Here is a 12,608-nt window from a genome sequence, read left to right on the forward strand (position 1 = left end):
TCCTCGAGGCAGGTTCAGGGAGAAAACAGGAAATAGACGAAGCACACGAAGATCGTCAGGTGCACCGCGCCTTGCAGCAGGTGCGTCCTGGCGCTCGAGAACGTGAGCAGCGAGAGCATCAGGGTCAGGACGAACAGGACCAGGTCCGTGCGCTCCAGCCCCAGGATCACCGGGTGATGCGTCAGCTGGCCGATCAGCAGGATCGCCGGAATGGTCAGGCCGATGGTGGAGAGCACCGAGCCGAGGAAGATGTTGACCGCGCGCTGCAGGTCGTTGCGGCTTGCCGCGCGGATCGCGCCCATACCTTCGGGCAGGGCGACCAGCATAGCCATGGCCAGACCGCCCAGTGCGGCGGGCGCGTGGAGCGTCTCCACGACGTAGTCGACGGGGATGGCGAGCTGGTCGACGAGGAAGACCACGGGAATCATGTAGGCGACGAGCAGTACGGCGGATGCCACCGGGCCGTATGTCGTCGCTATCGCCGCATCGCTGTCGACCGTCGCGGATGCATCCGTGGCGAAGTACCCCTTCATGCGCTTCGTCTGCAGGCCGATGAAGGTCGCGTACAAGGTGAGTATCGCGACCACGATGAACATCTGGTGTGCGAAAGGTAGCGGCGCACCATCGGCGACGTTGGTGAACCGCGGCAACACCAGGCCCAGCACGCCCAAGGGGATGATCAGGCCGAGATATGCGTTCGCGCCCTGCAGGTTGTAGGCCTGCTCGCGGTGCTTCCACCCGCCCCATAGCAGCGACAGCCCGACCATGCCGTTGAGCACGATCATGGCGACCGAGAACAGCGTGTCGCGGGCCAGGGTGGGATTGTTCTCGCCATGCAGCATCACCGCCGAGATGCTCATGATCTCGATGGACGTCACCGCGATGGTCAGCACCAGGGTGCCGATGGGTTCGCCCAGGTGGCGGGCCAGCCCCTCGGCATGCCGCAGCACGGCGAGCGCGGAGCCGAGAATCACCACGAACAGCCAGACGAACATCAGAACGAGCCAGGCCCGCGATTCGAGACCGGCCAGGAGCGAATCGTGCATGCGCAGGAACACCAGGCAGGTCGGCACGGTGACGACCAGGAACCATTCCTCTCGCGCAAACGCGGTCGGTGTGCTCATGCGTGCTCCACGAAGGACGGCAGGCGGACCGGCCTAACCTGCCCGACCGCGCAGCGGTTGGCAAGTCAATCCGGCGATCCTACCTGGGTTCGGAAGGCCCGGTGTTCGCGACCGGGCCGCCCGTATCGCCGATCAGCGACACCGCGTCGAGCAGTCGCTGCTCGCGGACGTCGAGCGCGTTCTGCTGGGTGCCGTACAGCGTGGTCTGCGCCGTGATCGCGGTGGTGTAGTCGACCGTGCCTGCCTTGTATTCGTTGAAGGCGATCTCCGAGCCCCGCGTAGCATCGCTTACCGCGGTATCGAGCACCTCGGCCTGCCGGGCAAGGATTCGAATGCCGGCCAGATCGTCCTCGACGTTCTGCAAGGCGGTCAGCACCGTACCCCGGTAGTTGGCCACCGCCGACTCGTAGGACGCACGCGCCGCGGCGACCTGGCCGTGCCGGGCGCCGGCATCGAAGATCGTCTCGCTCACATCCGCGCCCAACGACCAGACGTGGTTGGCCACGTGCAGCAAACCGGCCAGCGGCGATTGCGAAAACCCATCCGCACCCGAGAGGGTGATGTCCGGGTAGTACGCGGCCACGGCGACACCGATGGCGGCATTCTGCGCGGCCATCTCGCGCTCGGCGACGGCGATGTCCGGCCGGCGCTGTAACAGCGTCGACGGCATGCCGACCGGAAGCGAGGGCAAGGTCGGCAGTGCGGTGCTGTGCGGAATGTCGAGGTCCTCGGGATTCTTGCCGACCAGCACGGCGATCGCATGCGCGTACCGCGCACGCGACACGCCCAGCGCGATCAGGTTCGACTGCGCATTCTCCAGCTGGGTGCGCGCCGCGATGACGTCGGAGGGTGGCGTGATGCCCGCGTTCCCCTGGTTGGCGACCACGCGCAGGAATTCCTTGTATGCATCCACCGTATGGGTGAGCAGGTCGATATTGGCATCGGTGACCCGCAGGTCGATCACCGCCGTGGCCAGCGCCACCTGCTCGGTCAGCGTCGCGTTGGCCAGCGTCGCGGCACCGGCTTCGGCGGTTGCCTTGTTCTGCTCGACCGTACGGCGCGTCTTGCCCCAGAAATCCGGGGCCCAACTCACGTTCCCTTCGAGCGACCCGGCCGTGCGGATACCGGGATTCACCGAGACACTGTTGCCCGAGCCGTTGCTCGCACTGCGCTGCTTGGTCGCGGAACCGGTGATGCCGATGGTCGGGAACAGCGCGCTACGCGCGACCTGCACCTCGGCCAGGGCCTCCTGGTAGTTCGCGTAGCTCTGGCGCACGGTCTGGTTGCTTACCGTCACCATGGGCTCCAGCTGGTCTAGCAGGGGATCGTGGAACACCGACCACCAGTCGCCCTTGGGCGCGGCATCGGCCGGCTCGGCCGGATGCCAGCCCGGCAGTTCCTTATAGGCGACAGGCATGGCGACATCGGGCTTCTTGTAATCGGGACCGACCATGCAGCCATGCAGCAACCACGCAACCGAAGCGACGAGGAAGGTACGGGAAGTCTTCATAGGGATGTACTCGCGTCGACATGGTTCCATGGCAGGCGGGCGTTCCACGCTGCCAGCCTGGCACGGAAGCCGTCCAGGTAGAGATAGATCACCGGCGTGGTGTAGAGCGTGACGATCTGGCTGAGGATCAGGCCACCCATGACGGTGATGCCGAGCGGCTGGCGCAGCGAAGCGCCCTGCCCGATGCCGATCGCCAGCGGCACGGCGCCGAGCACCGCGGCGGCCGTGGTCATCATGATGGGACGCAGGCGGATCACCGCCGCGTTATGGATCGCTTCGCGCGCGTCCAGACCCTCATCGCGCTGCAGATGGATCGCCACGTCGATCATCATGATCGCGTTCTTCTTCACGATACCGATCAGCAGGATGATGCCGATCATCGCGATCACGGAGAACGGCGTGCCGAAGATGAGTAAGGCGAGCGTCGCGCCGATCCCCGCCGACGGGAGCGTGGACAGGATCGTCAACGGATGCACGGTGTTCTCGTAGAGGATGCCGAGCACGATGTACACCGCCACCAGTGCCGCGACGATCAGCAAGGGCATGGTCGACATCGACTGCCCGTAGACCTGCGCCGCGCCGGCAAAGCTGCCGTGGACGGAAGCCGGCAGTCCGATCTGCCGGGATACCTGGCCGATGATCGCCGACGCCTGGCTGAGCGAGCCGCCCGGCGGCAGGTTGAACGAGATGGTCGCGGCGACCAATCCATCCTGGTGGCTCACCTGGGTAGCCGTGTGATTGCTGACGTAGCTGGCGATCGCCGGAAACGGCACCAGGGTCTCCGCCGCGGTACTGTCCGCACTGCCGCTGGAGCCGCCGCCCTTGGCATTGGCAATGGCATTGGTAAGCAGGTTGGCTTCGGCATCGGCATTCTTCGCATTGGTCGTCGAGGTACCCTGCGCCGTGGTCGTCACCGTGGTCGCCGCGACACCCTTCACCAGCGAACCCGACATCTGCGTCTGCTGCGTGCCGCTCGCGTTGCCCGCCGCCGTGCTGAAACGTATCCGTTCGAGCATCTGCGGGTATTGCCAGTACGCCGGCGCCACTTCCATGACGACGTAATACTGGTTGAGCTCGTTGTAGACCGTGGATACCGTTCGCTGACCGAAGGCGTCGTACAGGCCGGTGTCGATCTGGTTCGGCGCGAAGCCGTAGCGCGCGGCCGTGGCGCGATCGAAGTTGACGAAGATCTGCAGGCCGTGTTGTTGCAGATCGGAATTGACGTCGGAAAGGCGCTCCTTGCCGAGCGCCGCCACCAGCTTGGGTACCCAGGCGAACAAGGTATCCGGATCGTCGCTGGTCAGGGTGTATTGGTACTCCGCGGCGGACTGGCGTCCACCGATGCGAAGATCCTGTGCCGCCTGGAGTAGAAGCCGCGCCCCCGAGACCGCGTTGAGCTTCGGGCGCAGGCGCTCGACCACCTGGGCGGCGGAGATCTTGCGCTCCGCCAACGGCTTCAGCTCGATGAAGACATTCGCCGTGTTCAGCGCACGGCCACCGGTGAAGCCCGCGACCGACGCCACCGCGGGGTCCTTCTGCACGATCGCCTGCAACTGGGCGAGCTTCTTCTCCATCGCCTGGAAGGAGATGCTCTGGTCGGCGATGATCTGGCCCTGGAGAATGCCGTTGTCCTGCTCCGGGAAGAAGGTCGACGGCACGAAACGGATGAGGAAGACATTGAGCACGATCAGACCGATGAGCACGAGCGCCACCAGCAGGCGGTGGTCCAGTGCCGTCGCGAGCGAGCGGTCGTAACCCTGCTTGAAGCGCTCGAACTGACGCTCCGACCAGGCGGCGACCCGCCCCTGCGTCTTCGCCGCGCCGCGTCGACGCAACACGAAGGCCGCCATCGTCGGCGTCACCGTGAGAGAAATCACCAGCGACAGCAGGATCGCGATCGACAGGGTCACCGCGAACTCATGGAACAACAGACCGACGATGCCCGGCATGAGCAGGATCGGCAGGAACACCGCGATCAGCGAAAGGCTCATCGAGATCACCGTGAAGCTGACCTCGGCACTGCCGACAAGGGCGGCCTCATGCACATCCATGCCTTCGTCCACGTGGCGGACGATATTTTCCAGCACCACCACCGCGTCATCCACGACGAAGCCGGTGCCAATGGTTAGGGCCATGAGCGAGAGGTTGTCGAGGCTGTAGCCGAGCAGGTACATCGGCCCGAACGTGCCGACGATGGACAGCGGCAAGGCGACCGCCGGGACCAGTACGGCGCGTGGCGATTGCAGGAAGATGAAGACCACGCCGATGACCAGGAGCACGGCGATGAACAGCGTTCGCTCGGTATCGCCCACCGCGGCGTTCACCGACTGCGAGCGATCGACCGCGATGCCCACGTGGACGTCGTGCGGCAAGGTGGCTTCGACGTTGGGCAACACCTGGCGGATCTGTCCCACCGTCTTGACGATATTGCTCCCCGGCAACGGGTAGACGATGACCAGGACCGCGTCCTTGCCATTGTAGAGGCCGGCATTACGCAGGTTTTCCGCCGAATCGCTTACCTGGGCGACATCGCGAAGGAACACCGGTGCGCCCTGTCGATACGCCACCACGATGTCGCGATACGGCGCGGCCTTGCTGATCTGGTCGTTGGAAAGGACCTCGAAGCGCTGGTCGCCCTGGTCGATATGGCCCTTGGCGCTGTTGGCATTGGCCGAACCGAGCGCGGCGCGGACATCCTCCAGGCCGATGCCGTAGCTGTTGAGCTGGTCGGGCTGCAACTCCACGCGAACCGACGGCAAGGCGCTGCCACCGAGGGTGATCTGGCCTACGCCATCCACCTGTGACAGCTGCTGCTGGAGAATGGAGTTCGCCGAATCGTAGAGCTGCGCGCGTGTGAGGGTGGCCGAGGTCAGCGCCAGCACCATGATCGGTGCGTCCGAAGGGTTGTACTGCCGGTAGGTGGGGTTGTTGCGCAACGTGCTCGGCAGGTCGGCACGCGCCGCCTGGATCGCCGCCTGCACGTCGCGCGCGGCACCGTTGATGTCGCGACCGAGACCGAACTGGATCACCACCTGCGCCGAGCCGACCGAGCTGTTCGACGTCAGCTCGGAAACATCGGCGATCGCGCCCAACCGTCGCTCCAGCGGCGCCGCCACCGTCGAGGCCATGATGTCCGGACTTGCGCCGGCCATGCTCGCCTGCACCACGATGACCGGGAAGGTGACGTTGGGCAGCGGCGCCACCGGCAGCTTGAAATACCCCAGCGCGCCGGACAACAGGATCGCCACCGCCAACAAGGTGGTCGCCACCGGCCGCCGGATGAACAGGCCAGGGATACTCATGGCGCGTCGTGCCCGATCAGCTTCTGTTCCGGCTTAGGCCGCATGCGCAGGGCGAGACGGTCGAAGAACAGGTAAATCACCGGCGTGGTGAACAGGGTCAGCAGCTGGCTCAGCGCCAGGCCACCGATGATCGCCAGGCCGAGCGGCCGGCGCAGCTCCGAACCTGTGCCGTTGCCGACCAGCATCGGCAAGGCGCCGAGCATCGCGGCCAGTGTCGTCATCAGGATGGGGCGGAAACGCAGCAACGATGCTTCGAAGATCGCTTCCTCCGGCGGCTTGCCGTGTTCACGCTCCGCCTCCAAGGCGAAGTCGACGATCATGATCGCGTTCTTCTTCACGATACCGATCAGCAGGACGATGCCGATGATGCCGATCACGTCGAGGTCGTGCCCGGCCACCATCAGCGCCAGCAACGCGCCGATACCAGCCGACGGCAGGGTCGAGAGAATGGTCAGCGGATGAACGAAGCTCTCGTACAGCACGCCCAGCACGATGTAGACGGCGACCAGCGCGGCGATCAGCAGGTATACCTCGCTGGACAACGAATCCTGGAACGCCTGCGCGGCGCCCTGGAACGACGAGGTGACCGAGGCTGGCAGGTGGACCGCCTGCTCCGCCGCCGTGATGTCCTTGACCGCCGAACTCAGCGAAGCATCGGGTGTCAGGTTGAAGGACACCGTCACGGCGGGGAACTGGGCCAGGTGACTGATCACCAGCGGCGACTTCACGATCTGGATAGCCGCGATGCCCTTCAGCGGCACCTGTCCGCTGCTGCCGGTCTGGCTGGGCAGGTAGATATCGCCGAGCGAGGCCACGGTCGGCAGGCTCTCCGGCTTGGCCACGAGGATGACGCGGTACTGCCCGGACTGTTCGAAGATAGTCGATACGATGCGCTGGCCCAGCGCGTCGTAGAGGGCATTGTCGATCGTCGCCGGGGTGATGCCGTAGCGCGCGGCGAGCTGCCGGTTGACCTCCACGTTCACGGCCAGGCCGTCGTTGTCGAGGTCGCTGGTGACGTCGGTGATCGAATCGATCTTGCGCATGCGCTCGAGCAACGCGGGAACGTACTTGCCCAGTTCCTGCAACGACGATCCGCGCAGCACGAACTGGTACTGGTTGGGCGATACCGTGGTGTCCAGTGTCAGGTCCTGCTCCGGCTGCACGAACAGGCGGATACCCGGCACGTCGGCCGTTTCGCTCTGCAGGTTGCGCGCGATCTCCGAGGCGCTGAGCGAGCGATCGGCCTTGGCCTTCAGGCCAATCAGGAAACGACCGTTGTTGAGCGTCTTGTTGGTGCCGTCGATGCCGACGTAGGAGGTCAGTCCCGTCACGTTCGGATCCTTCAGGATGGCGTCGGCCAGTTCGGCCTGCCGCTTCACCATGGCGCCATAGGACACCGAATTGTCGGCTACGCTGATGCCTTCGACGGCGCCGACGTCCTGGGTCGGAAACAATCCCTTGGGGATGACGATATAGAGGATGACGGTCAGCGCGACGGTGGCGAGGAACACGATCAGCGTCAGCGTCTGGCGAGCCATGACGAAGCGCAGGCCGCGCTCGTACGCGGCAAGCGTCTTGTCGAACAAGCCCTCGCTGATCCGTTCGAAGCGGCTGGGATGGCGATCCGCCTGCGCGCGCAGGATGCGCGCACAGAGCATGGGCACCAGGGTCAGCGAGACGATGCCCGAGATCACGATGGTAACCGCGAGGGTCACCGCGAACTCGTTGAACAACCGGCCGATAACGCCGCCCATGAACAGCAGCGGGATCAGCACGGCGATCAGCGACACGGTCAGCGATACGATGGTGAAACCGATCTGCCCGGCACCTTCCAATGCCGCCTCGAGCGGCGCCATTCCCTCCTCGAGATAACGCACGATGTTCTCGATCATCACGATGGAGTCGTCCACCACGAAGCCGGTCGCGATGATCAGGGCCATCAGCGAGAGGTTGTCGATGGAGTAGCCCAGCTCGTACATCGCCGCGAGTGTGCCGATCAGCGACACCGGCACCGAGATGCTCGGGATGATCGTGGCGGGCACGTTGCGCAGGAAGACGAAGATCACCAGCACCACCAGCACGATGGCCAGGCCGAGCTCGAACGCCGCATCGGACACGGACGAACGGATCACGCCCGTGCTGTCGGCGACCACTTCCACCTTCATGCCGGCGGGCAGCGTGGATTCGAGCTGGGGCAGCTTCGCCTTGATCTGGTCGACCGTGGCGATCACGTTGGCCCCCGGCTGGCGCTGTACGTTGAGCACGATCGCCTGGGTCTTGCCGTACCAGGCGCCCTGCTCGGTGTTCTGCGCGGACTGGGTTACCCGGGCGATGTCGCGCAGGTAGACCGGTGCACCGTTCTGGTATGAGACCACGGTGGCCAGGTAGTCCTTGGGATCGCGGATCTGGTCGTTGCCGTTGATGGTGTAATCGAGTTCGGGTCCGTCGAAGTTTCCCTTGGGCTGGCTGACATTGACGTTGGCCAGCAGCGAACGCAGGTCGTCGATGTTGAGCCCGTAGGCGGCGAGTTTCTTCGGATCCGCCTCGACGCGGATGGCGGGTACGTTGCCGCCGGCGGGCACCACCAGGCCGACGCCCGGCACCTCGGCGATCTTCGAGCCCAGGCGGTTGTTCGCGACGTCCTCCAACTGCGGCAGCGACATCGATGTCGAGGTCACGGCAAGGGTCAGGATCGGCAGGTCGGCCGGGTTGACCTTGGCATAGGTGGGCGGCGCAGGCAGACCGGAGGGCAACAGGCTGTTCGCGGCGTTGATCGCCTCCTGCACGTTCTGCTCGGCCACGTCCAGGCTGAGCGAGAGATCGAACTGCAACGTGATCACGGAAGCGCCGGCGGAGCTGTTCGAGGTCATCTGCTGCAGACCGGGAATCTCACCCAACTGCACTTCCAGCGGTGCCGTCACCGTGTTCGCCATCACCGAAGGACTGGCGCCGGGATAGAAGGTCTGCACCTGGATCACGGGATAGTCGACCGCCGGCAGCGACGACACCGGCAGGAACCGCACCGACACCAGGCCGACGAGGACGAGCGCGAGCATCAGGAGCGCGGTGGCTACCGGCCTGAGTACGAACAAACGGGAGATGTTCATCGGATCGCGTGCCCGCCTTTACGACGCGTGGTGTCTGGCAGGCGCGGCCGAGGTCGATGAGCCGGCGGGGCCCTTCGCACCGGCAAGCTTCACCTTGGCACCGTCGGTAAGGCGATCCATGCCGTCGGTGACCACCGTCTGCCCGGCGCTGAGGCCGGCGGCGATCACCGTGTTCTTGCCGTCGCTGGGGCCGAGCGTGACCTTGTGCACCGAGACCGTCTGGTCCGCGTTGACCAGGTAGACGAAGTCGCCGGGGGCACCGCTCTGCACGGCAGGGGTCGGTACCAGCACGGCCTGCTTCAACGTGTCCACTAACAGCCGCACGTTCACGAACTCGTTCGGATACAGCGCTTCGTCGTCGTTGTCGAAGGTCGCACGCAGGGTGACCGTGCCGGTGGCCGTGGCCATCTGGTTGCCCAGCGCATAGAGCTTGCCGGTGGCGATCTGGCGGCTGTTGTCGCTGCTGAAGGCGGTAACCGGCAAGGTCGTATCCGCCGTGCCGAAGCGTTTCAACACATTGGCCAGCGAGTTCTGCGGCACGGTGAACTGCACCGTGGTCGGCTTCATTGTCGTAATGGTGACGATCCCGGGCGAGGTCGACTGGGTCACGTAGTTGCCGGGATCGACGAGGCGCAGGCCGACGCGACCGGACACGGGTGCGGTGATATGGCAGTAGGCCAGATCGAGATCGAACTGGGCGACGTTCGCTTCGTCCGCCTTCACCGCCGCTTCGTCCTGCTGCACGGCGAACTTCTGGTCGGCGAAGGTCTGCTCCGCGATGGACTTCTGCTCGTTCAGCGTGGTGAAGCGGGCGAGGTCGGAGCGGGCCTGCGCCAGGGTGGCCTTGTCCTTGGCCATCTGCGCCTCGGCCTGGCGCTTGTCGATCTCGTACTGGCGTGGGTCGATCTGGGCGAGGAACTGGCCCTTCTCCACATCCTGACCTTCCTTGTAGCCCACTTCGGTGAGGTAGCCGCTGAGCTGGGGCAGGACATTGACCGTGGCGACCGGGGTAACGGTGCCGAGCTCGTCGAGCAGTTCGGGCATGTCGCCGAGCGTGGCCTTGGCCGCGCTGACCAGTTGGGGTGGGGTCACCGGCTTCTTTTTGCCGGCACCGCTCATGACATGGAACAGCACGAGGGCGACGATTACGACGGCGACGAGCGAGGCGATCAGCAGACGCCGCCCCTTGTGAGGCGAACGGTGGGCTTGTGTCGCATCGCTCATGAATCGATCTCCTGGCTTATCCGTTCAGACTTGCTAACAGGAACGCACGAGGTCGCAATACGTTTAATCGAGGCAGCGCGTGCTTAACGTACGCTCATTCATGTCGGTTCGCAGGATTTCGCGACGTAAACCCCTACGATGGGCGATGCGTTGTAGTAGGCATGTCCACGTCGCCCAAGGTGATCGCCATGAACACGCTCCGCTCCCTCACCCTCGCTGTGCTGGTTACGGTCGGTGCCGCCGCAGGCGCCCCGTCGGCAGCCGCGCAGGTATATGTCGATGAAAGCGTGGACATCGGCCCCGAGCCTGCCTGCCCTTACGGCTACTACGATTACGCGCCCTACCCCTGCGCGCCCTATGGCTACTACGGTGCCGAATGGTTCGCGGCCGGCGTGTTCATCGGCGCGGGCCCCTGGTTCCGCGGCCCTCACGACTTCCGCGGGCACGTCGATCCGCGCTTCGACGCGCGTCGCGGCTATGCCCGTCCCCTGCCCCAGGTACACGAACGTCCCGCGCCCGGTACGCGGTTCGATCGCATCCCCAATTTCCACGGCGACGAGTGGCATGACGGCCGCGGCAACCCGGGGCGTGGCGACGGCCACGGCGAAGGTCACGGCGACGATCGTCGCTGACGCCTGACTCGCCTCCCGCCTCAAGTTCCTGCGCTTTTTGCCGTTATCCGGTGAATGGAACAGGGACGAGGGGCGGAAGGATGACAATATCTTCATCGAGTGCATTGGGCCCGGCGGTCGACCCGGTCACCCAGCGTAACAGTCTGTCCGCGCCGTCGACGTCATCGGTCCCGGACTCCGCCATCGCCGCGCCGGCATCGTCGGTTTCCCCGCCGCCGTCGGTCATCGTCACGCTCAGTGGCGCGACGACCGCTCCGCCACCGATCGTATACAGCCCGGCACCGTATACGCCGCCACCGGTCTGGCAGGACGCCTCCCTCGCCGTCAAGACGGCCAGCGGGCGCACCCTCACCCTCGGTCTGCCGGGCAACGGCGGCGACATGGTCGTCGAAGCCGACGGCGATGCGCCACTGAGCGACGCCGAGACGGCCGCCATCGGCATGTTGTCGAAGGCCTTCAAGAGCGCCCTCGACGGCATGGCCTCGGCGCCACCGCGCCTGGATCTCACCGGCCTCGCACAACTGGACCCCAGCGTTCTTCGTTCGGTGCACCTCACCGCGCAGGCATCGGATAGCCACCAGATGGTGCAGACGATCGAGTTCACCGCCGATGCCACCTCGCGCAGCGTGAAGATCGACGGCCCTGCCGGCAAGATCGACGTCAGCGTGGACCTGAGCACGCCGGCCTTTGCCGGCAGCAAGGCTCAGCAGGCATCGGCGATCGACAACTATCTCAAGCAGTTCGATCGGGCTGCCGCGCGTGGTCACGCCGACCGCGAGCTGATGTCCGTGTTCAAGAGCGCCTTCACGCAGATGAACGCGCCCGCCGGCGCCGACACGCCCACCCTCACGCGTCCGGTCTCGTGGCTGAGCGACACCGATCATTCCCTGCTGAGTGGCCTGGCGGACTTCAACGCGTCGATCACGCAGACACCGACCGCGTCGAATCCTTATCGGTCCGACGAGCGCGACGGGTTCACGTTCCAGGTGGCGCAGACCACGCGGATGTCCGGGCGCGATCCGTCGGAGCGCAGCATCGCGCAGACCTCGTCGTCGCAGCTCCATGCAAGCTACCACTCGGCCATCTGGGCCGACTCCCCCCTCCATCTTACGGAGGATCCGAGGTCGCAGAATTACTACTTCACCCAGATCGACGACTCGGCACGGAGCGACATGAGCATCGGCTATCGGAAAGGCAAACTCGTGCAGGCTCAACTCGATCGCACGGCGAGCCAGAACACCGAGGTGTCGAAGTTCATCATGGGGCGGAAAGTCGAGGACGTGACGACGCCGCTGCATCGAACCCAGCAGCGCGACCTGCTTTCGATGCTGACGGACATGGAACGGCATCCACCGCAGACGGCGAAGGAACGCGACGCGCGTACGCGCGACCTGGCGACCCTCCACGCCAGTGTCGGACTGCAGTCCGACCCGGTCGGCCTCGCCTAGCCCGGACCGGCATCTCGAAAGAGATGTATAGAGGGCTATACATTCGAAATTAGTTTCGATATAACTGGCTCACGTGCTGCAACGCAGCACGTTTGTCACATCAGGGATGTAGCCGGCGCCAGCCCGGTTACCGGCACCCTGCCCCGGCGATTTTCGCCGGAGCAGCGGTCGCGCCTTTGGGGGAATTCTTCCATCACTCGTCATGCCCGGTCCTGCGGCAGCAGCGACCGTGCGCGCTTACGCCCAGATTCGGTCCGAGGA

General features: G+C 65.2%; 7 protein-coding genes. 2 read left to right on the plus strand and 5 right to left on the minus strand.

All coding sequences use genetic code 11. The features are described 5' to 3' along the window. Positions 1 to 14: 14 nt before the first annotated feature. From VM621_RS00420 to VM621_RS00440, 5 genes are all read right to left on the minus strand, one after another. The gene (locus tag VM621_RS00420) at positions 15 to 1,124 is read right to left on the minus strand and encodes a calcium:proton antiporter (protein ID WP_325467019.1); all 1,110 of its coding nucleotides are present in this window, start codon (positions 1,122 to 1,124) and stop codon (positions 15 to 17) included. A gap of 79 nt (positions 1,125 to 1,203) precedes the next feature. Next, on the minus strand, positions 1,204 to 2,634 hold the full coding sequence (locus tag VM621_RS00425) for an efflux transporter outer membrane subunit (RefSeq protein WP_325467020.1): 1,431 nt from the start codon (positions 2,632 to 2,634) through the stop codon (positions 1,204 to 1,206). Continuing rightward, a complete protein-coding gene (locus VM621_RS00430) occupies positions 2,631 to 5,936 on the minus strand; it encodes an efflux RND transporter permease subunit (RefSeq protein WP_325467021.1) in 3,306 nt (1,101 codons plus the stop codon). Before VM621_RS00430 ends, VM621_RS00425 begins: the two co-directional genes overlap by 4 nt. Beyond that, positions 5,933 to 9,043, minus strand: a complete 3,111-nt coding sequence (locus VM621_RS00435) for an efflux RND transporter permease subunit (RefSeq protein ID WP_325467022.1) — start codon at positions 9,041 to 9,043, stop codon at positions 5,933 to 5,935. The genes VM621_RS00430 and VM621_RS00435 overlap by 4 nt, the downstream gene beginning before the upstream one ends. 18 nt (positions 9,044 to 9,061) lie before the next feature. Further along, positions 9,062 to 10,267 (minus strand): efflux RND transporter periplasmic adaptor subunit, encoded by a 1,206-nt coding sequence (locus tag VM621_RS00440; protein ID WP_325467023.1) that lies wholly within the window; start codon positions 10,265 to 10,267, stop codon positions 9,062 to 9,064. 188 nt (positions 10,268 to 10,455) lie between these two features. On the opposite strand from VM621_RS00440, the gene VM621_RS00445 reads away from it, so the two are divergent. Both VM621_RS00445 and VM621_RS00450 read left to right on the plus strand, forming a co-directional pair. Continuing rightward, positions 10,456 to 10,899 carry a hypothetical protein gene (locus VM621_RS00445; RefSeq protein ID WP_325467024.1) on the plus strand — a complete coding sequence of 148 codons (444 nt, stop codon included), beginning with the start codon at positions 10,456 to 10,458 and terminating at the stop codon, positions 10,897 to 10,899. An 80-nt stretch (positions 10,900 to 10,979) separates the two neighbouring features. Then, complete coding sequence (locus tag VM621_RS00450; protein ID WP_325467025.1) at positions 10,980 to 12,347, plus strand: hypothetical protein; 1,368 nt, start codon at positions 10,980 to 10,982, stop codon at positions 12,345 to 12,347. Positions 12,348 to 12,608: the final 261 nt, after the last annotated feature.

Source organism: Luteibacter sp. (assembly GCF_035539195.1).
GTDB lineage: Bacteria > Pseudomonadota > Gammaproteobacteria > Xanthomonadales > Rhodanobacteraceae > Luteibacter.